We start from the raw sequence: 22,284 nt of genomic DNA on the forward strand, positions 1-22,284 counted from the left end.
CATCCGGAGCACGCAAGGAGCCACGATGCTGCCCGCCCCCCTGCCCCGCCCTGAGCCGATCGGCAACGACGAATATCGCGCCCGCCGCCAGGCGCTGATGGCGCAGCTGCCTACCGACGGCGCCGTGCTGCTGCCCGGCGCCAGCCTGGTCACCCGTTCGCGGGACAGCGATTACCCCTTCCGCCAGAACAGCGACCTTCACTACCTCTCCGGCTTTGCCGAGCCCGACGCCCTGCTGCTGCTCCTGCCGGGCCGCAGCGAAGGCGAAAGCGTGCTGTTCTGCCAGGACCGCGACCCGAGCCTCGAAGCCTGGAACGGCATTCGCCTGGGCGCCGAGGGCGCGGTGCGCGAGCTCGGGGTCGATCAAGCCTTCGAGAACGCCGAGCGCGATGAACGGCTGGAGACCCTGCTCGATGGGCGTACCAGTCTCTACCTGATGCTCGGCGACGCCGAGAGCATGGCGCTGGCCGATGAGATACGCGAGCGCCTGACCGCACGGGTGCGGCGCGGCGCCTGCCCGCCGCAGCGCTATGTCGATCTTGCTCCGCTGCTGCATGAGATGCGCCTGATCAAGAGCGAGGGCGAGCTCGCCCTGATGCGTCACGCGGCCAGGATCTCGGCGTGCGCCCATCGACGAGCGATGCTGGCCGCTCGCCCCGGCCTGGCTGAATACCATCTGCAGGCCGAGCTGGAGCACGAATTCCGCTGGCATGGCGGCAGCGGCCCGGCCTACGCCAGCATCGTGGGTGGCGGCGCCAACGCCTGTGTGCTGCACTACATCGAGAATAGCGAGCCGCTGCGTGACGGCGAACTGGTGCTGATCGACGCTGGCGTCGAGTTCGATCTCTATGCCGGCGACATCACCCGCACCTTTCCCGTCGGTGGCCGTTTCAGCGAGGCCCAGCGCGAGCTCTACGAGTTGGTGCTGGCCGCCCAGGAGCGCGCCGTGGCCGCCGTTCGCCCTGGTGCGACCCTGGTCGAGATTCATGACGGCGTGGTGCGCGACCTCACGGCCGGGCTGATCCGGCTGGGCCTGCTCCAGGGCGAAGTGGAAGCACGCATCGAGGACGAAAGCTACAAGCGCTTCTATCTGCACTCGACCTCGCACTGGCTGGGACTCGACGTGCACGACGTGGGCAGCTATCGCCTCGACGGCAAGCCGCGGCCGCTGGAAGCGGGCATGGTGCTGACGGTGGAGCCCGGGCTGTACGTGCCGGCCGATGACGACATCCCGCTGCCCTATCGTGGCATTGGCATTCGTATCGAAGACGATGTGGCGGTGACGGCCGAGGGATGCGAGGTGTTGACTGGCGATGTGCCAAAGCGGGTGGCCGATATCGAGACGTTGATGGCTAGCGAGTAACCAGTAAAGGACGTTTTCTTCATGTTATTACGTAATTTACGTTACGAAACGGCAGGCTGTAGTACGGGTCTGGCCTCATGACGGCGGTCGCTACGCGTCAGGTGGATGTCGCCATCGTCGGAGGCGGCCTGGTGGGGGCCAGTCTGGCCTGTGCCCTGGCGCCGCTGATCGAGCGCCACGGGCTGTCGGTGGCCGTGATCGAGGCCGCTCCCATGCCCGAGCTGGCGGCCACAGCGTGGCAGCCCAGCTTCGATGCGCGCTCCAGTGCCATCGCCCAGGGCTCGGCGGAGCGCTTTCGCGCCATGGGCCTGTGGCAAGAGATGGCCGAACAGGCCGCCGCCATCCGGCGCATTCATGTCAGCGAAAGGGGGCGTCTGGGGGTGACCCGGCTCACCGCCGCCGAGCTCGATCAGCCGGCGCTGGGCTACGTACTGCCCAACGCCTGGATGGGGCAGGTGCTGCATCGACGCTTGGCCGAGCTGCCCATCGAGTGGCACTGCCCGGCCGGCGTCGAGGCGGTCGTGCCCGAGGGAGAGGGGCATCGGCTCACCCTTTCCGATGGCTGTACGCTGCAGGCGGCATTGACGGTGCTGGCCGATGGCGGCCGCTCGGGGCTCAAGGAGCAGTTGGGCATCGCCAGCGACTCGGCGTCCTACGACCAGGTGGCGCTGATCGCCAACGTCGAAGTCAGTCGCCCTCACGACGGTATCGCCTACGAGCGCTTCACCCGAGAGGGGCCCATCGCCCTGCTGCCGCTGCCGGGCCAGCAGATGGCGCTGATCTGGACCCTGCCTGCCGGGCGTGAAGCGGCCCACCTCGCGCTTGGTGACGGCGACTTCCTTGCCGAGCTGCAGCAAGCGTTCGGCGACCGCGTCGGGCGCTTCCGCCGCGTCGGCAGCCGTCACGCTTATCCGCTGAGCCTGGTCACCGCCAAGGAGACGATACGGCCCGGCCTGGCGGTGCTGGGCAACGCCGCCCACTCGCTGCACCCGGTAGCGGGGCAAGGGTTCAACCTGGCGCTGCGCGGCGTGACCGACCTGACGGCTGCGCTCGAACAGGCCTTGGCCAGCGGCGAGTCGCTGGGCGGCATGCTGACGCTGCGCGACTTCGAGGCCAGGCGCATCGTCGACCGTCATCAGGTGATTCGCTTCAGCGATGGCCTGGTACGCCTGTTCGGCATCGACAGCGGCCTGCTGGCCCACGCCCGGGCGGCCGGGCTGGTGGGGCTCAACCTGTTCGGCCCGCTGCGCCGGGGACTGGCGCGCCGCGCCATGGGGTTGGAGAGATGAGGTTGGAGCGAGCAATGACGGAAACGGCACGGCAGCCAGCGACCCGATTCGAGGTGATCGTGGTCGGTGGCGGCATGGTAGGAGCTGCCCTGGCGGCGCTGCTGGGACAGGCGGGCATCAGCGTGGCGCTGCTCGATGCGCGCCCCGAGCCGCTGGCCGCCGAGGCGGTGGGTACGGGCAGGCCGGCGCTGCGTGTCAGCGCCCTGACGCCGATCTCCCAGCGTCTGCTGGAGGGGCTCGGCGCCTGGACGTGGATGGCGGCGCGCCGGGTGACTCCCTATCGCTTCATGCAGGTGTGGGACAGCGAGGGCAGCGGCGAGGTCAACTTCTCGGCGGAGCAGGCCGGCGTGCCGGTGCTGGGTCATATCGTCGAGAACGACGTAGTGCTGGCCGCACTGGAGCGGCGCCTGGCCGAGCTGCCCACGGTCTGCGTCGAGCTGGGCAGGCGCGTGACCGGGCTCGAAGAGGCGGGCGGTGAGCGCAGCGTACTGCTCGAGGATGGCCGCCGTCTCACGGCACCGCTGGTGGTGGCCGCCGATGGCGCCCAGTCGCCGCTGCGCGAGATGGCGGGCATCGCCGTGGATGCCCGCGATACCGGCCACGTGGCCGTGGTCACGACGGTGCGTACCCAGCGGGGGCATGGCGGCGTGGCGCGCCAGGTGTTCCGCGACAGCGGCCCGCTGGCGTTCCTGCCGCTGACCATCGACGGCGACGCGCACTACTGCTCGATCGTCTGGTCGACCATTCCTGAGGACGCCGAGCGGCTCACGGCGCTCGATGCCGAGGCACTGGGGCAGGCGCTCGAGGTCGCCTTCGAGGCGCGCCTGGGAGCGGTAGAGGTCGTCGACCGGGCAGTGTCGGTGCCGCTTACCCAGCGGCACGCGCAGGATTACGTGCAGTCCGGCTTCGCCCTGGTGGGTGATGCGGCGCACAGCATTCACCCGCTGGCGGGCCAGGGCGTCAATCTGGGACTGATGGATGTGGCGGTGCTGGCCGAAGAGCTCGTCACGGCGCGGCGGCGCGGCATCGACCTGGGCGAGCCGCGCATGCTGGCGCGCTATGCGCGGCGTCGACGCGGCGACAATAGCGCCATGCTGGCGCTGATGGACGGCTTCCGGCTGCTGTTCGGCACCCGTCACCCGCTGGTGACGCTGTCGCGCAACCTGGGACTTTCCGGGGTCGACCGGCTGGTGCCGATCAAGCGCCTGCTGATGCGTCAGGCCATCGGCGAGCGGGGGCGGCTGCCGGCCTCCTGCCGTTGACTCTGGACGCAGGGAGCCAGCGCTGCCGGCTCCCTGCGGTCCGTTCAAGCATCAGTCCATTCAACCACCAGCCCGTTCAGCTATCAACCAGCAAGGGGCTAGCGGCGCTCGAGTACGTTGAGCGCCTTCAGCAGATTGAGCGCTTCGCCGAGTTGGTAGTCCTCGCGCAGCCGCTCGCTCATTTCCTGGGTCATGGCCCGAGGCTCGCTGCGCGAGCGCAGATGGCCTTCCAGGTCCGCTTCACGCAGCTGGCGGCTGCTCTCGGTTACTTCCAGGCGGCCGCGTACTACCCTGACGTCGGGCTCGATGCCCATGGCCTGGATCGAGCGGCCGTTGGGCGTGTAGTAGAGCGCCGTGGTCAGCTTCAGCCCTTCACCGTTGCCCAGCGGCATCACCTGCTGCACCGAGCCCTTGCCGAAGCTCTCGGTGCCCATGATCACGCCGCGGCGCTGGTCCTGCAGCGCGCCGGCGACGATTTCCGCGGCGGAGGCGCTGCCGCCGTTGATCAGAACCACGAGGGGTACGTCGGGGGCGGCCGTCTCGCGGCTGGCGGAGAAGCGCATCTGGGTGTCCGGCAGGCGCCCTTCGGTGTAGACCACCAAGCCGCTCTGCAGGAAGGCGTCGGCCACGGCGACGGCGGCCTGCAGTACGCCGCCCGGGTTGTTACGCAGATCGAGCACCAGGCCCTGCAGCGGGCCGTCGCGCTCCATTCGGCGAATGGCGTTGTTGACCTGCTCGCCGCTGCGGCTCTGGAATTGGCTGACCCGCAGGTAGCCGTAGCCTGGCTCCAGCATCTCGCTGCGCACGCTTTCGGTGCGAATGATCTCGCGGGTCAGGGTGACGTCGAGAGGCGCCTCCTGGCCGCTGCGCAGGATGTTCAGGCGAATCTGGCTGCCGGGCTCGCCGCGCATCAGCGTCACCGACTCCTGCAGCGACAGTCGTTCGGTGGGGTTGCCGTCGATCTCCAGAATCACGTCGCGGGCCTGCAGGCCCGCGCGGGAAGCGGGCGTGTCGTCGATCGGCGTGATGATCGTCAGACGCCCCTCTTCCAGGCCGACCTCGATGCCGATACCGCCGAACTCGCCTTCGGTGGATTCGCGCAGGCTCTGGAATTCGCTCCGGTCGAGGTAGGCGGAGTGAGGATCGAGTTCGCTGAGCATGCCGCGCATGGCGTTGCGCAGAAGGGTGCTGTCGTCCACCTCTTCCACGTAGGCGCGCTTGATGCGTTCGAACACCTCGGCGAAGGTCTGGATGTCCTCCAGCGGCAGCTCGTCCACGGGAGAGGACTGGGCAAGGGCCGGCGGGGCGGCCAGGGCCAGCATCAACAGCGTTGCCGACGCTAGCGCGCTCATCGTTCGGCTGGCGGCGGAAGGTCGGCGGGCGGTACGTGAAGACATGCTAACTCCGCTGTTACGAGGCGAGGCTGTCCAGCATAGCCCGTGGCCAGGAGCTTGTGAAACACCACGGGTCATCTTCGTGCCATCCAGGCCTGGGGGTCGATGGGGTCGCCGTTGCGGCGGACTTCGAAGTAGAGGGCCGGCGAGGTGTGGCCGCCACTGTTGCCCACCGCGCCGAGCGTGTCGCCGCGTGAGACGGCTCGGCCGACTTGGGCGTCGAAGCGCTGCAGATGGGCATACAGCGTCATCACGTTGTCGCCGTGGTCGATGATCAGCAGGTTGCCGAAGCCGCGCATCCAATCGGCGAAGACCACTCGACCGGCATGCACGGCTGCCACCGGCGTGCCCTCGCGGGCTTCGATCAGGATGCCGTTGTAGTGCACGCCGTCGCCGCGCCGGTAGTTCGAGGTCACGTTGCCCTGCACCGGCCAGGGCAGGTCGCCGCGGGTGCGCTCGATGGCGGTGGAGGGCGGTGGGCGCTGCATGCGGGCGAGTTCCTCGCGCACCCGTTCGAGCACCCGCTCCGCCTCGCCGCGGTCACGGTCGAGGCGTGCCATGCGCGACTGCTCGTCGCTGTAGCGCTCGCCCAACTCCGCCACCAGACGCTCACGATCTGCCATGCGCTCGGCCAGCTCGCTGCTGCGGGTTTCCAGCTCGTCGGCCAGGGCGTCGAGCTGCCGACCGCGGGCCTCCCGCTCGCGTCGGTTCTCGGCCAGTTCGGCATCGAGGCGGGCGATCTCGTCGAGGCGCTCGTTGCGCGCCCGGGCCAGATGGTTGAGGTAGGTCTGCAGGCGGTCGAGGCGGGCCGGATCATCCTGGTTGAGCAGCAGTTTCAGCTGCGGTGTGAGCCCCAGGCGATAGAGGGCATCGAGCTGGGCATTGAGCATCTCGACCTGTTCGGCCCGCTCGACTTGCAGCTCGTCGCGGGCGGACTCCAGCGCGGCAAGCTCGTCGGCGAGGCTGCGACGGTCGGCCTGGATGCCGTCCAGCCGGCGGTGGGTCTCGCCGAGCGCCGTCTCCACCTGGCGCAATTCGCGGCTGGCCTCGTCCTGGGCCTCACGGGTCTGGCCCAGGCGCCGACTTAGCGCCTGGATCTCGCTGCCGATGGCGTCGAGACGCTCCTGGGCCTCACGTTCGCTGGGCTGGGCCTGTGCGCCGGCCAGCCCCGGCCCGAGCCAGGCCAGGCCCGACAGCAGGAGCAGGATGGCGGTCAAGGCCCGTCGCGGTTGCCGTCGGGCTCGCCTCATGGCCGGTGGTGCTCGCAGACGATGATCATGCCGGCTCGATCAGCACCCGACCGCTCATCTCCTCGGGAATCGGCTGGCGCATCATGGTCAGCAGCGTCGGCGCGATGTCGCACAGGCGGCCGTCGTCGAGCAGCGTCACGGCGTCGGGACCGACGTAGATCAGCGGCACCTCGAAGGTCGTGTGGGCGGTCTGGGCCACGCCGGTGGCGGGGTTGACCATCTGCTCGGCGTTGCCGTGGTCGGCGGTGATCAGGCCGGCGCCACCGGCGCGCTCGATGGCTTCCACTACCCGGCCGACGCAGGCGTCGACCGCCTCGATGGCCTTCACCGCGGCGTCGAAGTCGCCGGTATGGCCGACCATGTCGCCGTTGGCGTAGTTGCACACGATCAGGTCGTAGCGGCCCGAGTCGATCGCCTCCACCAGGCGGTCGGTCACTTCCACGGCGCTCATCTCGGGCTTCTCGTCGTAGGTCTTGACGTCCTGGGGCGAGGGCACCAGCACGCGGGTCTCGCCTTCGAACTCGGCCTCGCGGCCGCCGGAGAAGAAGAAGGTGACGTGGGCGTACTTCTCGGTCTCGGCGATGCGCAGCTGGGTCAGGCCGCGCTGCTCCATCACTTCGCCCAGGGTGTTGTGCAGGTCCGCGGGCGGGAAGGCGGCCGGGGCGGGAATGTCGGCGGCGTACTGGGTCAGGGTGACCAGGCTGCCGCCGGCAAGCCGCGGGCACACGCGGCGCTCGAAGCCGCTGAAGCCGTCCTCGACGAAGGCACGGGTCAGCTCGCGGGCGCGGTCGGCGCGGAAGTTCATGAAGATGGCGGCATCGCCGTCGGCGATGCTGGCCGGACCCTGCTCGGTGTGGATCACGGTAGCCGAGACGAACTCGTCGTTCTCGCCGCGCTCGTAGGCGTCGCGCAGCCCCTGCTCGGCGCTGGAGGTCTCGAATTCACCGACGCCCTCGGTGAGCAGCCGGTAGGCCTTCTCGACGCGATCCCAGCGGTTGTCGCGGTCCATGGCGAAGTAGCGGCCGACGATGGAGGCGACGAAGCCGTTGTCGGCGCCGACCAGCTCGGAGAGGCGCGCGTTGGTGCGCTCGATGGAGGCCAGGGCGCTGCGCGGCGCGGTATCGCGGCCGTCGAGGAAGCCGTGCACGTAGATGCGCTGGGCACCGCGGCGGGCGGCCAGCTCGGCCATGGCCAGGATGTGATCCTCGTGGCTGTGCACGCCGCCCGGCGAGAGCAGGCCCAGCAGGTGCACGGCGCGACCGGCGCTCACCGCGGCATCGATGGCGTCGGTCAGGGCGGGAATGAGGTCGAGATCGCCATCCTCGATCGCCTTGGAGATACGGGTGAGCTCCTGATAAACGACCCGGCCGGCGCCCAGGTTCATGTGCCCCACCTCGGAGTTGCCCATCTGCCCCTCGGGCAGGCCCACGTACTTGCCGTCGGTATGCAGCAGCGCGTGGGGCTGCTGCTGCCACAGACGGTCCATGTTGGGCGTGTGCGCGGCGGCCACGGCGTTGTCGGTGGGGTCGGGGTTGTGGCCGTAGCCATCGAGAATGATCAGCGCAACGGGGCGTGGGGCGGTCTGAGTCGTCATCGGGGTAATGAGCCTCTTGAGCGTGGTGGGCGCGACAGCGGGCCGTCCGGGAGGCTGTCCGCGCCGGTCGGGCTAGGTAGTGAAGAGCGCGGCGAGACAGGCTCCTGGACGACGGGGGTCGCGACTTGAGTCGGCTTGCGGCATCATAACGCACGGTCAGGCGAGCGTCATGACCCCGACACGTTGGCGGCGGCGTTGCCGCGGGGCATTGCCGCATGGTGTATACTCTCGCCTTCCGGGTGCCCTACCCTACCGATATTCTCGCTATTTCCGACAAAGAGTGTGCCGGACCCATGATCGATCAGCTGTTCGAATTCGTGCAGAATCACCCGCTTCTGGTGGGCGCCTTCCTCATGGTGCTGACCGCCTGGATCATCTACGAGGTCCGCAACAGTGCCGCCAGCGGCGTGACGTCCACCCAGGCGACCCAACTGATCAACCGTGAGGATGCCGTCGTGGTCGATACCCGCGAGGCGGGCGACTTCAAGGCCGGCCATATCGCCGGGGCGCGCAACATTCCCCAGAGCAAGGTCGACGAGCGCATGAAGGAGCTGGAAAAGCTCAAGGACAAGCCGATCATCGTGGTGTGCAAGAGCGGTCAGTCTTCCGGCATCACCGTGGCCAAGCTGGCCAAGGCCGGCTTCACCCGGGTCTTCAAGCTCAGGGGGGGCATGATGCAGTGGCAGGCCGACGGCCTGCCGATGGTCAAGAAATAGCCAACACACAAGACGCAAGAGAACGCAAAAGGAATCTTCCCATGGCCGAAGAGAACAGCCAGAACGCCGCCGGCGGCAACCAGGCCGCCGCCGACCAGCAGAAGCAGCAGCTTCAGTTCGCCGTGCAGCGCATCTACGTCAAGGACATCTCCTTCGAGGCGCCCAACTCGCCGGCGGTCTTTCAGCAGCCGTTCAAGCCCAAGGTCGGTCTGGATCTGAACACCAGCAGCCGCAAGGTCGGCGAGGATCTCTACGAGGTCTCGATCAAGGTGACCGCTCAGGTGCGTCACAGCGAGGAAGGCACCACCTCCTTCCTGGCCGAGATCGAGCAGGCCGGCCTGTTCCGCATCAGTGGCATCGAGGGTGCCCAGCTCGAGCACACCCTGGGTGCCTTCTGCCCCAACGTGCTGTTCCCCTACGCCCGCGAGTGCATCGACAATCTGGTCAACCGCGGCGGTTTCCCGCCCCTGATGCTGGCGCCGGTCAACTTCGAGGCGATCTTCGCTCAGAAGAAGAAGCGCGAGGCCGAGCAGGCCCAGCAGCAGGGCGAGCAGACCACCCAGTAAGGGCAGGCTCGCCGTGTCCTCAGCGCCACGCATTCACGTCGCCGCCGACTTTACCGTCGGCGGCGACGTCGTTCTGCCCGAAGGACCGGCACACCACCTGGCTCGGGTGCTGCGCCTGAGTGAGGGCGCGCCGGTGCGCCTGTTCGACGGTGCCGGCCTGGAGGCCCGGGCGGTGCTCGTCGAGGCCGGGCGCAAGCGCGTGGTGGCCCGCGTGGAGGCCGTCGAGGCGGGGCGCGGAGAGTCGCCGCTGGCGGTGCACCTGGGCCAGGCGATCTCCAAGGGCGACCGCATGGACTACGCCGTACAGAAGGCCGTCGAGCTGGGCGTGGCCGCCATCACCCCGCTCTATACCGAGCACGGTGACGTGCGCCTCAAGGGCGAGCGCGAAGCGAAGAAGCTGGCCCACTGGCAGGCGGTGGCCGTGAGCGCCTGCGAGCAGTGCGGTCGTGCCGTGGTGCCCGCCGTGCATCCGCCGAGGCCGCTGGCCGAATGGCTCGACCAGCGCCACGAGGCGCTGCGGCTGGTGCTGCATCCGGGCACGGAAAGGGCGCTCGAACAGGTCGACACGCCCGTCGATGCCGCGCTGCTGATCGGCCCCGAAGGCGGGCTCGCCGAGGCCGAAGTCGAAAGCGCCAAGGCCGCCGGCTTCGCCCCGCTCACTCTCGGTCCGCGCATTCTGCGCACCGAAACCGCGCCGGTGGTGGCGCTGTCGCTGTTGCAGTATCGCTTCGGCGATCTGCGCTGATCCTCCACTCCACAACACGCATTGAACTTTAGTCGCTAGTGGCCGAGAGGCGGCTTGTGCGTTTCTGCGTTCCCATTTAAGTTGTATGATGTATGACAACTGGTGAGATAGGTTGTCTCCTGAACAACAGGGGTTGCCTTCCAACGGGCCGACGCATGAACAAGAGGATGTCTTCGTGAAGTTTTCCAGAGCAGCCGTAAAGGAAGCATTGGGCGATGGATTGCTGTCTTTCCCCATTACCGACTTCGATAAGGAGGGGCGGTTCGATGCAGACAGTTACCGTCGTCGTCTGGAGTGGTTCATCAGCCACGATATCTCGGCCGTGTTCGTCGCGGGCGGCACGGGGGAGTTCTTCAATCTCTCGCTCGACGAGTACCGCGATGTGGTTCGTGTGGCCGTGGAAACCGTCGCTGGCAGGCTGCCGGTAATAGCCAGCTCGGGCCTGAGCGTCGCCAGTGGCAGAGCCTTTGCCAAGGCGGCCGAAGAGGCGGGCGCCGACGGCATCCTGCTGATGCCGCCCTACCTGACCGAGTGCCCCCAGGAGGGGCTGGTCGAGTACGCCCGCGAGATCTGCGACTCGACCGAGCTCAACGTCATCTACTACAACCGCGGCAACGGCGTGCTCGATGCCGGCTCGGTACAGGCGTTGGCCGCCAGCTGTCCCAACCTGATCGGCCTCAAGGACGGCAAGGGCGACATCCAGGCGCTGAACAAGATCATCAAGACCATCGGCGATCGCCTGGTCTACGTGGGCGGCGTGCCCACCGCCGAGATCTTCGCCGAGGCCTACCTCGCCATCGGCGTGAATACCTACTCATCCGCCGTGTTCAACTTCGTGCCTGACATGGCGGTGAAGTTCTACCGGGAACTCCGCGCGGGCAATGCCGAGGTCGTGAAGCGCATCACCAGCGACTTCTTCATTCCTTTCGTGGATCTCAGGGACCGCAAACCGGGCTACGCCGTCAGCCTGATCAAGGCCGGGGCCGAGATCATCGGACGGCCGGCCGGAAGCGTCAGGGCACCTTTGGTCATGCCCACACCGGAGGAGCGGAGCCGACTGGAAAAGCTCGTCGGCATCGCTCAGCAGTTGTAGTACCAAGCCTAGCTAAACCAACCCAAGTGAAGCCACACAATTAGAAAACCAGCGAGGAGTACGTCATGACAACAACCTCAACAAACAAGACGTTCTGTGCCATTGCCGTTTCCGCCGGCATGCTGGCCATGGCACTGCCGGTACAGGCCGATACCTGGCGCGGCTGGAACATCCATCCGCCGGGCTATCCCAATACCGTGGCGCTGGAAGCCTTTGCCGAGAACGTCACCGCACGCACCGAAGGGCGCATCAAGGCGCAGGTCTACAACAACGGCGTGCTCGGCGATCAGCCGGATGCCATCGAGCAGACCCGCAACGGGGTGCTCAACTTCGCCAACTTCAACATGGGGCCGATGGGGCCGATCGTGAAGGAGACCAACGTACTCTCCTTGCCCTTCATCTTCAGCGGCGTCGAGCACATGCACGAGGTGATGGACGGCGAGATCGGTGCGCGCTTCGCCGACGCCCTGGCCGAGCGCAACCTGGTCGCACTCTCTTGGTTCGACTCCGGCGAGCGCAGCCTCTACAACACCAAGCGCCCCATCCACACGCCCGAGGACGTGCAGGGACTCAAGATCCGGGTCATGAACAACGACCTCTACGTCGACATGATCGAGGCGCTGGGCGGCAACGCGACGCCGATGGCCTATGGTGAGGTATATCAGTCGCTGAAGACCGGCGTGCTCGACGGCGCGGAGAACAACTACCCCTCCTTCCACTCCAGCAACCACTACGAGGCCGCCGAGTTCTACTCGCTCACGGAACACCTGATCATTCCCGAGTGCCTGTGCATCGCCCGGTCGAGCTGGGAGGCGCTCTCTGCCGAGGATCAGGAGATCGTGCGTGAGGAGGCGATCAAGGCCTCGGCCATGCAGCGCGAACTCTGGGTCGAGGGCTCCCAGGCGAGCCGTCAGGTGGTGCTCGATGCCGGTATCCAGGTCAACGAGGTGGAGGACAAGGCTGCCTTCCAGCAGCGTATGGAGCCGATCTATGCGGCGTTCATCGAGGAGAATCCCGACCTCGAGAGCCTGATCGACGCCATCCGGAACTCGAACTGAGCTCCGCTGCGATGCCCCCTCGGCGCCATGCGCCGAGGGGGAAGGAGGCTTACGCCATGAGAACCTATGTCGATGTCGAGGCTGCCGTGACGCTTCCCCGTCTGAAGAGAATCACCGGCAAGATACTGGATGGCCTGGCCAACCTTTGCCTGGTGGTGGCAGGCGTCATGCTCGTCTTCCTGATCGCCATCTTCGGCTGGCTGGTGTTCGGTCGCTACGTGTTGAACGACACACCGACCTGGGTCGAACAGGCCGCGCTGCTGCTGGTGGTCTACATCACCTGCCTGGGGGCTGCCGCCGGTGTCAGGGGCAACTCGCACCTGAGCATCGATTTCGTGCGTGAAGGCATGCCCGAACCCTTGCGCACGATCTTGCGCTACGTCGCCGACCTGTTCGTGGTCGCCTTCGGCGGCGTCATGGCCTACCAGGGCTGGGGCCTGGTGATGACCAACCTGGAGCGGGCGATCCCGATGATCCGTCTCGCCGAGAGCTGGCGGGCCGCCCCACTGGTGATCTGCGGCGTGCTGCTCGTACTGTTCTCCATGGCCAACATCGTGTCGCGCATTACCGATAACGCATCCAACGAGGGTAACTGACATGGGCCTGGCCATTCTGTTCGGTGTCTTCTTTCTCGGCCTGGTGGCAGGCGCGCCCGTGGCCTTTGCCGTGGGGCTGGCCGCGGTGGCCACCTTCCTCTACGAAGGGCTGCCGCTGTTCGTGGCGTTCCAGCGCATCCTCTCGGGGATCTCGGTGTTCTCGCTGCTGGCCATTCCATTCTTCATCTTCGCCGGCGAGCTGATGCTGCACGGCGGCATCTCCGCCCGGCTGGTGCGCCTGGCCTCCGCCGCGGTGGGCAGGATGCGCGGCGGCCTGGGCATCGTCAACGTCAGCTCCTCGATGCTGTTCGGCGGCATCTCGGGCTCGGCGGTGGCTGACACCTCGGCGCTCGGCTCGATCCTGGTGCCGGTGATGAAGGAGAAGGGCTACGACGCCGACTACGCGGTCAACGTCACGGTGACCTCCTCGGTTGCCGGGGTGGTGATCCCGCCCAGCCACAACATGATTCTCTATGCCGTGGCGGCCGGTGGCGGCATCTCGGTCACCCAGCTGTTCATCGCCGGCATCGTGCCGGGCATCCTGATGTGCCTGACGCTGGCCGTGGCGGCCTACCTGGTGGCGGTGAAGCGCGGCTACCAGGGCGAGACCTTTCCCGGCTGGGACGTGCTGATCATCAGCCTGGCCGCGGCCCTGCCGGGGCTGCTCACGGCGGTGATCATCGTCGGCGGGGTGCTGTCGGGCATTCTCACCGTGACCGAATCCGGGGCCTTCGGTGCCATCTATGCCGTCGTCGTCACCGCACTGGTCTACCGCGAGCTGCGCTGGGCCTCGTTCAAGGCCGCGGTGCTGCAGTCGGTGAAGACCACCGCGCTGGTGATGATCCTGGTCGGCTGCGCCTCGGCGTTCTCCTATCTACTGGCGCTCTACAACGTGCCGCTGCTGCTGACCGACGTGCTGATGGGGCTCACCGACAAGCCCATCCTCATTTTCCTGCTGCTCAACCTGCTGCTGCTGGTGCTCGGCATGATCATGGACATGGCGGCGCTGATCCTGATCTGTACGCCGATCTTCCTGCCGGTGGCGATGCAGTTCGGCATGGATCCGATCCAGTTCGGCATCATCATGATGATGAATCTGGGGCTGGGGCTGTGCACGCCGCCGGTGGGAGCCTGTCTGTTCGTCGGCTGCGTGATCGGCAAGATCAAGATCGAAGAGGCCGTGCGCACCATCTGGCCCTTCTACCTGGCGCTGTTCGTCGCTCTGATGCTGGTGACCTACGTGCCGGCCGTCTCGCTGTCGCTGCCGGCGCTGTTCCGCTGAGCCCCCTTTCGACCGAACCGTAACGGACTCGATGATGAAAATTGCAGCCGTACACACTCATATCCTCGACCACGTGCTCGACACCACCTTCGAGAGCGCTTCGATGCACTTCGCCCGGCGCCAGCACTGCCTGGTCGAGATCGTCTGCGACGACGGCACCATTGGCTGGGGCGAGTGCCTGGGGCCGGCCCAGCCCAATGCGGCGGTGGTCAAGGCCTACGGTGCCGCGCTGATCGGCCAGGACCCGCTGCAGACCGAGCGGCTCTGGCTCACGCTCTACAACCGACTGCGCGACCAGGGCCAGCGCGGCCTGACCGTGACCGCCCTGAGCGGCATCGACATCGCCCTGTGGGACATCAAGGGCAAGCGCTTCGGCGTGTCGGTCTCGACCCTGCTCGGTGGCCGCTTCCGCGACAGCGTGCGGGCCTACGCCACCGGCTCGTTCCGCCGTGCGGGGGTGGACCGGGTCGAGGACAACGCCCGCGAGGTGGCAGGCTACCGTCGCGAGGGCTTCCATGCGGTGAAGATCAAGATCGGCTTCGGCGTCGAGGAGGATCTGCGCGTCATCGAGGCGGTACGCGAGTCGATCGGCCCCGACATGCGCCTGATGATCGACGCCAATCACGGCTACGACTACCTGGAAGCCGTCGAGGTGGGCCGGCGGGCGGCGAAATTCGGCATCGACTGGTTCGAGGAGCCGGTGCTGCCCGAGCACGTCTCGGCCTATCGCGCGGTGCGTGCCGACCAGCCGATCCCGGTGGCCGGCGGCGAGACCTGGCACGGCCGCTATGCCATGCACGAACCGCTGGCGACCCGCGCCGTGGACATCATCCAGCCCGACATCTGCGGCGTCGGCGGCTTCACCGAGATCCGCCGGGTGGCGGACATGGCGGCGCTGCACGGCGTGCGCCTGGTGCCGCACGTGTGGGGTACCGCGGTGTGCCTGGCCGCCAGCCTGCAGTTCATGGCCGCGCTGCTGCCCAACCCACCGCGGCGCGACCCGATCGAGCCGATCCTCGAGTTCGACCGCACCGAGAACCCCTTCCGCCAGGCGGTAGTGACCGTCCCTATCGAGCACGACCGCGGCGTGGTGGCGATACCGGACGGGCCCGGGCTCGGCATCGAGATCGACCGCGAGGCGCTCGCCCGCTTCGCCCTGGTAGAGGCATGACCCCGTGAGCGCGATACCCACCAATACCCGGCCGCTGGATGGCCCGCCGCCGCGGCTGGTGGCGCCGCCGGGCGCCACCGACTGCCACATGCACCTCTACCTGCCGGGCTTCGCGGCCCAGCCCGGCGGACCCGGCATCGCCGAGCTGGCGACGGTCGAGGATTACCGCCGGGTGCAGGCGCGCCTGGGACTGGAGCGGGTGGTGGTCACCCAATCCAACGCCTACCAGCTCGACAACGGTGCGCTGCTCGAAGCCCTCGACCAACTGGGCAGCGAAGCGGCCCGCGGGGTGGCGGCGGTGGCCCCCGGCACCGCAGAGGCGACGCTGCGCGACTGGCATGCCAAAGGCGTGCGCGGCGCGCGCATCATGAACCTGCCCTGTGGCGCCGTGACCCACGCCGACATGCCCGCGGTCGAACGCCTGGTGCGCCCGCTGGGCTGGCACCTGATGGTGCAGTTCAACGGCCAGCACCTGGACGATTATCTCGACGGCCTGCAGCGCCTCGAAGGCGACTACATCATCGATCACATCGGCAAGTTCATGCCCCCGGTGCCGGCGGACGATCGCCGGGTCGACGCCATCCTGCGGCTGCTCGATCGCGGCAACGCCTGGTTCAAGCTGTGTGGCGGCTACGAGACCAGCGCAGTCGGGGGGCCGCGCTACGAGGACGTGGGCGCCATCGCCTGGCGTGTCGTCGCCCATGCCCCCGAGCGGGTGATCTGGGGCTCGAACTGGCCCCATGTCGGCGTGCCGCGCGAGCGCTATCCCGATGATGCCGAGCAGCTCGACGTGCTGCTCGGCTGGGCCGGGCCCGAGGCCCGCCGCCGCATTCTCGTCGACAACCCGGCCGCCCTCTACGGCTTCCCACCTCTTCCCGTTGAAGGAGACAACCCATGATCGAGCGTCTATTGGTAACGGGGGCCGGCGGCGGCATGGGCCGCCTCATCCGGCCCCACCTGGCGCAGCTGGCGCGCACGGTGCGGCTGTCGGACATTGCCGACCTGGGCGAGGCGGCCAGCCACGAAGAGCTCGTGCCGTGCGATCTCGCCGATGCCGAGGCTGTGGGTGAGCTGGTTCAGGGCTGCGACGCCATCATCCACCTGGGCGGCGTCTCGGTGGAGAAACCCTGGGCGAGCCTACTGCAGGCCAATATCGTCGGTACTTACAACCTCTACGAGGCGGTGCGCCGGCACGGCAAGCCGCGGGTGATCTTCGCCAGCTCCAACCACACCACCGGCTACTACGAGCGCGCGCAGCGCATCGACACCACGGTGCCGCATCGGCCCGACTCGCTCTACGGCGTGACCAAGTGTTTCGGCGAAGACCTGGCCAGCCTGTATCATGACAAGTTCGGCGTCGAGACGCTCAGCGTGCGCATCGGCTGGTGCCACCCCAAGCCCACCGACACGCGCAAACTGGCGATCTGGCTCAGCGCTGGGGATTTCATCGGCCTGGTGCAGCGCGCCATCGTCACCCCACGCCTGGGCTGCACGGTGGTCTACGGCTTCTCGAACAACGCCGAACGCTGGTGGGACAACAGCCAGGCCGCCTTTCTCGGCTGGGTGCCGAAGGACAGCTCGGCGCCCTGGCGCGAGGAGCTGGAAGCGCTCGACGCGAACCTCGATCCCACGGATCCGGCCGTCATCTACCAGGGTGGATCCTTTGCCAGCTCCGGGCACCCCGACGATTGAGGGACAGCGCTCCGGTGCCGAGCCCCACCCTTACCACGAACAATGACCGATGGATGGCGATATGGCAGGTAAAACCGATAGCACGGCCGACTTCAAGCAACTGAAAGTTCAGAAGCTTTCACGCGAAGGCAGCCTCTCCCTGCATGTCGCCGACCAGCTCGAGGCGTTGATCGTCAATGGCGGCATCGGCGTGGGCGAGAAGCTGCCCACCGAAAATGGGCTATGCGACGCCTTCGGCGTCAGCCGTACGGTGATCCGCGAGGCCATCACCCACCTCAAGTCGCTGGGACTGGTGGAGACGCGCCGCGGCGTCGGCACCACCGTGCTGCGCTCGACCACCGTCGAGGCGATGCCGGCGAAACGCATCAGCCCGACCACCGTGGAAGACATCCTCCATGTGCTCGAGCTGCGGCTCAATCTGGAGCCGGCGGCGGCTGCCCTGGCGGCCGAGCGGCATGACGAGGAGGATCGGCGCACTCTCGAGGAGAAGCATGCGGCCTTCCTCGAGGCGCGTGCGGCCAAGTCCCAGGCCCGGGTCGAAGACTACGAGTTCCACTATGCAATTGCTGCCGCCACCAAGAATCCCTTCTTCAAGGTCTTCTACGAGCAGCTCAGCCAGGGCGCCATTCCCCGCGCCAAGCTGATGAGCATCGAGATCAACACCGCGGCCACCGACAAGTACCTGGCCCGGGTGGAGGAAGAGCACACCTATATCCTCGAGGCCATTCTGGCCCGTGACTCCGAAGCTGCGCGCGAGATGATGTACCAGCATCTCAACCGCGCGCGGACCATGTACGCCAAATACCAGGAAGCCTGAAATGTGGCTCTCCTGGCCACGCCATACCGGAAGACAGGAGCCAACATGACCCTGCTAGGCAAGATGCTGATCGGCCGTGAAGCCATCAGCGGCAGTTCCACGCCCATTCATGCCGTCGACCCCGCCACCGGCGAGCGGCTGGCGCCTGCCTACGCCGGTGGCAGCCAGGCCGAGGTGGCGCGCGCCTGTGCCTTGGCCGAAGAGGCCTTCGGCGTCTATCGCGAGACCACCCTCGACGCGCGTACGGCGTTCCTCGAAAGCGTGGCCGGCGAGATCGAGGCCATCGGCGACGAACTGATCGAGCGCGCCATGGACGAGACCGGCCTGCCCCGCGCCCGCCTCGAGGGCGAGCGCGGCCGTACCTGCGGCCAGCTGCGCCTGTTCGCGTCGGTGGTACGCGCCGGCGAGTGGCTCGACCTGCGCCTCGATCCGGCACTGCCGGAGCGTGAGCCGCTGCCCCGCGCCGACTTGCGCCAGCGCCATATTCCACTCGGCCCCGTCGCCGTGTTCGGCGCCTCGAACTTCCCGCTGGCCTTTTCCGTGGCCGGCGGCGATACCGCCTCGGCGCTGGCCGCCGGCTGCCCGGTGATCGTCAAGGCGCACTCCGCCCACCCCGGCACTTCCGAGCTGGTGGGCCGCGCCGTGCAGCGGGCGGTGGAGAAGAGCGGGCTACCGGAAGGGGTGTTCTCGCTGCTGTTCGGCTCGGGCCGCGAGGTGGGCCAGGCCCTGGTGGCCGACCCACGCATTCAAGCCGTCGGCTTCACCGGCTCCCGCGCCGGCGGTACCGCCTTGATGACGACCGCCCAGTCTCGCCCCCAGCCGATCCCGGTCTACGCCGAGATGAGTTCGATCAACCCGGTGTTCCTGCTGCCCGAGGCGCTCAAGGCACGCGGTGCCCAGCTCGCCGAAGGCTTCGTCGCCTCGCTCAACATGGGCGCCGGCCAGTTCTGCACCAACCCCGGGCTGGTGATCGGCGTGAAGGGGCCCGAGCTGGCCGCCTTCGTCGAGGCCGCAAGCGCCGCCGTCAAACAGAGCGCCGGTCAGACCATGCTCACCCCGGGCATCCACTCGGCGTATGAGCAGGGGGTGGGCCGGCTCGCCTCCAACGGCAAGGTACGCGAAGCGGCGCGCGGCCAGGTGGGCGAAACCGCCCATGCCTGTCAGGCGGGGCTTTACGTCACCACGGCGGCTGACTTCCTCAATGAACCCGAGCTGCAGGAAGAAGTGTTCGGCGCCACCTCGCTGGTAATCGAGTGTACCGACGTCAGCGAGATGCAACGCGTCGCGGCCCACCTGGAAGGCCAGCTCACCGCCACCCTGCAGATGGACGACGGCGACCTGGACGCGGCCAAACAGCTGCTGCCGATCCTCGAACGCAAGGCGGGGCGCATCCTCGCCAACGGCTGGCCCACCGGGGTCGAGGTGTGTCACTCCATGGTTCACGGCGGGCCCTTCCCGGCCACCTCGGACGCACGCACCACCTCGGTGGGCAGCGCAGCGATTCACCGCTTCCTGCGCCCGGTGTGCTACCAGGCGCTGCCGCAGGGACTCTTGCCCGAGCCGCTGCGCGACGGCAACCCCTGGAGAGTAAGCCGCCTGGTCGAAGGCAAGCGCGAAATGTAACAAATACCTACGCGAGCGAATCGCTGCGTTGCACCTATTTCTCTGAAACCTGTGGCGGCCTGCGGGCCGCCTTTTTTCCTCGTATTTGCCATAATGGCTCCCTACCCACCTGTGGAGCTGTGCATGGCCTCTTCCTCCAACGATCGCCGCCAGGGTCGCCCGACCTCTTCTCGGCCCCCCGCGTCCGGCTCGCGGGAACGCGCCTCACGCGTGCCCAAGGCTCAGCTCGGCGAGGTGGCCTATCTGGAGGTGGTCACGGTCAACGAGACCGGCGCCTTTCTCGACTGGGGGCACCCGCGCGACGTGCTGCTGCCCTTCGGCGAGCAGCGCTTCCGACCCACGCCGGGCAAGCGGGTGCTGGTGCGGCTGTACGAGGATCAGCAGGGGCGGCCGGTGGCTTCGCAGAAGCTCGACCGCTTCGTGCAGGACGAGGCGACGGGGTTGGCGCCGGGCGAGGAGGTCGAGCTGATCGTCGCCGACGCCACTGATCTCGGCTACAAGGTGGTGGTCAACCACCGTTACTGGGGGCTGCTCTATCGCGACGACGTCACCCGGCCGCTGCGGCGTGGGCAGCGCACCCAGGGCTACGTCAAACGGGTGCGCGACGATGGGCGCCTGGACCTCTCGCTGCTGCCGCCGGGGCCAGCGCGCCTCGACGTGGTGGGCGAACAGATACTCAAGGCGCTGCGCGAGAGCGGCGGCTATCTGCCGCTCTCCGACAGCAGCGATGCCGCCGTGATCAAGGCTCGCCTGGGGGTGAGCAAGAACGCCTTCAAGCAGGCCATCGGGCGGCTCTACAAGCAGCGCCTGATCGTCATCGAGGCCCACGGCATCCGCCTGGTGCCGGGGGCCACGGCAGATCCGACCTGAGTTCGGCTTGAATGAGGCGCTCAGTCGAGCGCCTTGAACTCCTCCTCGTGCAGCCAGGCGGCGTGCTTGGGTGCGCGCTTGGTCTTCGACCACTCCTCGATCATTGCCGGTGCCACCTCCTTGAGCTGACGCATCTGCTCCGGCGTGCCCTTCACGTAGGTCAGCTCCAGGCGATGGCCGTTGGGGTCGAAGAAGTAGATCGAGCGGATGATGCCGTGTTCGGTAGGGCCGACCACCTCCACTCCCTTGCTCTCCAGTTGCTCCTTGGCTGACAGCAGAGCCGCTTCGTCGGCCACGCGGAAGGCGATGTGCTGCACCCACTCTGGGGTGTTGGGGTCGCGGCCCATCTCGGGGGAGTTGGGCAGCTCGAAGAAGGCCAGGATGTTGCCGTTGCCGGCATCCAGGAACAGGTGCATGTAGGGGTCGGGCGCCTTGGTGGAGGGCACGCGGTCCTCGGCGATGGCGACCAGGAACTCCATGTCGAGCTTGTCCTGGTACCACTCGACGGTTTCCTTGGCGTCGCGGCAGCGATAGGCGACGTGGTGAATCTGCTGGATCTGGATCATGACGGGGCTCGCGGTGGTGGGCTGGGGAGCGTCAGGGCCTGTTCTGCTATTTTTAGTTTCATTTGAAACTAAAAATAGAGGCGCCGCCGTGCCGTGTCAAGCCGCCTTGGTGTTGCCGGGAAGCCTGCGTCATACTGCGCTCATTTCCCCGGTCATGATGGAACGCTGCCGATGAGCCGACAGACGAGCGCACGATCCCTGCGGGTGGGGGTGGTGATGGACTCCATCGCCCATCTCACCTACAAGAAAGACACCACCCTGGCCATGCTGTGGGCGGCCCAGCAGCGTGGCTGGTCGCTGCACTACATGGAGCAGGAGGACCTCTACCTGCGCGATGGCCGCGCCCACGCGCGTATGCGCGACCTCGCTGCCTTCCGCAATCCGGACGACTGGTATGCTCTGGGGGCTCCGGAGGAGCGCCCGCTGGCCGAACTCGACGTAATCCTGATGCGCAAGGACCCGCCGGTCGACGCACACTTTCTCAATGCCGTGCACCTGCTGGGCTTTGCGGAACGCGAGGGCGTGCTGGTGGTCAACCCCACACGGGCGCTGCTGGAGTGCAACGAGAAGCTGTTCGCCCAGCAGTTCCCGCAGTGCTGCACGCCCACCGTGGTGTCGTGCAGCGAAGCGGTACTGCGCGCCTTCCACGCCGAGCACCGTGACGTGATCTTCAAGCCGTTGGACGGCATGGGCGGCAGCGGGATCTTCCACGTGCAGCCCGAGGGGCGCAATCTGGGCGCCATCATCGAGACGCTCACAGAACGTGGCCAGCGCCAGATCATGGCCCAGCGCTATATCCCCGAGATCAAGGATGGCGACACGCGCATTCTGCTGGTGGACGGCGAGCCGGTGCCCTACGGCCTGGCCCGGGTGCCCATGGCCGGCGAGACCCGCGGCAACCTGGCGGCCGGCGGTACCGGAGTCAGCCGCGAGCTGACCGCCCGCGATCACTGGCTGATCGAGCAGGTGCAGCCGATGATTCGCGAGAAGGGGCTGATGTTCGTCGGCCTCGACGTGATCGGCGATTACATCACCGAGATCAACGTGACGAGCCCCACCTGCGTGCGCGAGATCGACGACCAGCGCGGGACCGATATCGCCGGCCTGCTGATGGACGCCATCGAGCGACGCCTGGCCCAGCGCTGAACGAAGCGACGAGCGAAATACCGGAGGACCCAGCCCACCCATGGTGGCCCCGATCAGCGACCCGATTCACTATGCCCCGGTCACGCGGCCCTATCGCCGCTGGCTGGCGCTGTCGGTCGCGCTGCTGCTGCATCTGCTGCTGATCGGGCTGGTGGCGAGCTGGCAGTTCGCCCCGGCACCGGCGGAGCGCT

21 protein-coding genes are annotated in these 22,284 nt (G+C 67.5%); 17 read left to right on the forward strand and 4 right to left on the reverse strand.

All coding sequences use genetic code 11. The annotated features are described in order from the left end of the window. Positions 1–25 precede the first annotated feature (25 nt). The 3 genes from pepP (at position 26) to B8115_RS01825 (ending at position 3,914) form a co-directional block, all read left to right on the forward strand. Positions 26–1,363 carry a Xaa-Pro aminopeptidase gene (gene pepP / locus B8115_RS01815; RefSeq protein WP_010626028.1) on the forward strand — a complete coding sequence of 446 codons (1,338 nt, stop codon included), beginning with the start codon at positions 26–28 and terminating at the stop codon, positions 1,361–1,363. 77 nt (positions 1,364–1,440) lie between these two features. Further along, positions 1,441–2,652 (forward strand): 2-octaprenyl-6-methoxyphenyl hydroxylase, encoded by a 1,212-nt coding sequence (ubiH, locus tag B8115_RS01820; protein WP_010626029.1) that lies wholly within the window; start codon positions 1,441–1,443, stop codon positions 2,650–2,652. Positions 2,653–2,666: 14 nt separating this feature from the next. Continuing rightward, complete coding sequence (locus tag B8115_RS01825; RefSeq protein ID WP_010626030.1) at positions 2,667–3,914, forward strand: UbiH/UbiF/VisC/COQ6 family ubiquinone biosynthesis hydroxylase; 1,248 nt, start codon at positions 2,667–2,669, stop codon at positions 3,912–3,914. 98 nt (positions 3,915–4,012) lie between these two features. On the opposite strand, the gene B8115_RS01830 is transcribed toward B8115_RS01825, so the two are convergent. The 3 genes from B8115_RS01830 to gpmI form a co-directional block, all read right to left on the reverse strand. After that, on the reverse strand, positions 4,013–5,266 hold the full coding sequence (locus tag B8115_RS01830) for a S41 family peptidase (protein ID WP_141638485.1): 1,254 nt from the start codon (positions 5,264–5,266) through the stop codon (positions 4,013–4,015). Positions 5,267–5,382: 116 nt separating this feature from the next. Next, positions 5,383–6,525, reverse strand: a complete 1,143-nt coding sequence (locus tag B8115_RS01835) for a murein hydrolase activator EnvC (RefSeq protein WP_010626032.1) — start codon at positions 6,523–6,525, stop codon at positions 5,383–5,385. Positions 6,526–6,583: 58 nt separating this feature from the next. Further along, complete coding sequence (gene gpmI / locus B8115_RS01840; protein WP_010626033.1) at positions 6,584–8,152, reverse strand: 2,3-bisphosphoglycerate-independent phosphoglycerate mutase; 1,569 nt, start codon at positions 8,150–8,152, stop codon at positions 6,584–6,586. Positions 8,153–8,445: 293 nt separating this feature from the next. On the opposite strand from gpmI, the gene B8115_RS01845 reads away from it, so the two are divergent. The 13 genes from B8115_RS01845 (at position 8,446) to B8115_RS01905 (ending at position 20,381) form a co-directional block, all read left to right on the forward strand. Further along, a complete protein-coding gene (locus B8115_RS01845) occupies positions 8,446–8,868 on the forward strand; it encodes a rhodanese-like domain-containing protein (RefSeq protein ID WP_010626034.1) in 423 nt (140 codons plus the stop codon). Positions 8,869–8,909: 41 nt separating this feature from the next. Continuing rightward, positions 8,910–9,434, forward strand: a complete 525-nt coding sequence (gene secB, locus B8115_RS01850) for a protein-export chaperone SecB (protein ID WP_010626035.1) — start codon at positions 8,910–8,912, stop codon at positions 9,432–9,434. Between the two features lie 13 nt (positions 9,435–9,447). Beyond that, entirely contained in the window at positions 9,448–10,179 is a 732-nt protein-coding gene (locus tag B8115_RS01855) for a 16S rRNA (uracil(1498)-N(3))-methyltransferase (protein ID WP_010626036.1), read from the forward strand. Positions 10,180–10,354: 175 nt separating this feature from the next. Next, positions 10,355–11,272 carry a 5-dehydro-4-deoxyglucarate dehydratase gene (kdgD, locus tag B8115_RS01860; RefSeq protein WP_026037818.1) on the forward strand — a complete coding sequence of 306 codons (918 nt, stop codon included), beginning with the start codon at positions 10,355–10,357 and terminating at the stop codon, positions 11,270–11,272. A gap of 65 nt (positions 11,273–11,337) precedes the next feature. After that, positions 11,338–12,330 carry a TRAP transporter substrate-binding protein gene (locus tag B8115_RS01865; RefSeq protein ID WP_010626038.1) on the forward strand — a complete coding sequence of 331 codons (993 nt, stop codon included), beginning with the start codon at positions 11,338–11,340 and terminating at the stop codon, positions 12,328–12,330. A gap of 56 nt (positions 12,331–12,386) precedes the next feature. Next, positions 12,387–12,926 carry a TRAP transporter small permease gene (locus B8115_RS01870; RefSeq protein ID WP_010626039.1) on the forward strand — a complete coding sequence of 180 codons (540 nt, stop codon included), beginning with the start codon at positions 12,387–12,389 and terminating at the stop codon, positions 12,924–12,926. A gap of 1 nt (position 12,927) precedes the next feature. After that, the gene (locus B8115_RS01875) at positions 12,928–14,208 is read left to right on the forward strand and encodes a TRAP transporter large permease (protein WP_010626040.1); all 1,281 of its coding nucleotides are present in this window, start codon (positions 12,928–12,930) and stop codon (positions 14,206–14,208) included. Between the two features lie 34 nt (positions 14,209–14,242). Further along, a complete protein-coding gene (locus B8115_RS01880; protein WP_010626041.1) occupies positions 14,243–15,379 on the forward strand; it encodes a mandelate racemase/muconate lactonizing enzyme family protein in 1,137 nt (378 codons plus the stop codon). Between the two features lie 4 nt (positions 15,380–15,383). Then, a complete protein-coding gene (locus B8115_RS01885) occupies positions 15,384–16,277 on the forward strand; it encodes an amidohydrolase family protein (RefSeq protein WP_010626042.1) in 894 nt (297 codons plus the stop codon). Next, complete coding sequence (locus B8115_RS01890) at positions 16,274–17,071, forward strand: NAD(P)-dependent oxidoreductase (protein ID WP_010626043.1); 798 nt, start codon at positions 16,274–16,276, stop codon at positions 17,069–17,071. Before B8115_RS01885 ends, B8115_RS01890 begins: the two co-directional genes overlap by 4 nt. Before the next feature lie 61 nt (positions 17,072–17,132). Beyond that, on the forward strand, positions 17,133–17,888 hold the full coding sequence (locus B8115_RS01895) for a FadR/GntR family transcriptional regulator (protein WP_035589827.1): 756 nt from the start codon (positions 17,133–17,135) through the stop codon (positions 17,886–17,888). 45 nt (positions 17,889–17,933) lie between these two features. Then, a complete protein-coding gene (locus tag B8115_RS01900; protein WP_010626045.1) occupies positions 17,934–19,511 on the forward strand; it encodes an aldehyde dehydrogenase (NADP(+)) in 1,578 nt (525 codons plus the stop codon). A 123-nt stretch (positions 19,512–19,634) separates the two neighbouring features. Continuing rightward, a complete protein-coding gene (locus tag B8115_RS01905; RefSeq protein WP_010626046.1) occupies positions 19,635–20,381 on the forward strand; it encodes a S1 RNA-binding domain-containing protein in 747 nt (248 codons plus the stop codon). Positions 20,382–20,401: 20 nt separating this feature from the next. Here B8115_RS01905 and B8115_RS01910 read toward each other — a convergent pair whose 3' ends face one another. Continuing rightward, positions 20,402–20,947 carry a VOC family protein gene (locus tag B8115_RS01910; protein WP_010626047.1) on the reverse strand — a complete coding sequence of 182 codons (546 nt, stop codon included), beginning with the start codon at positions 20,945–20,947 and terminating at the stop codon, positions 20,402–20,404. 171 nt (positions 20,948–21,118) lie between these two features. Here B8115_RS01910 and gshB point away from each other — a divergent pair, with 171 nt between their 5' ends. After that, positions 21,119–22,093, forward strand: a complete 975-nt coding sequence (gshB, locus tag B8115_RS01915; protein ID WP_010626048.1) for a glutathione synthase — start codon at positions 21,119–21,121, stop codon at positions 22,091–22,093. Positions 22,094–22,284 lie beyond the last annotated feature (191 nt).

The organism is Halomonas sp. KM-1, assembly GCF_000246875.1.
GTDB lineage: Bacteria > Pseudomonadota > Gammaproteobacteria > Pseudomonadales > Halomonadaceae > Halomonas > Halomonas aerodenitrificans.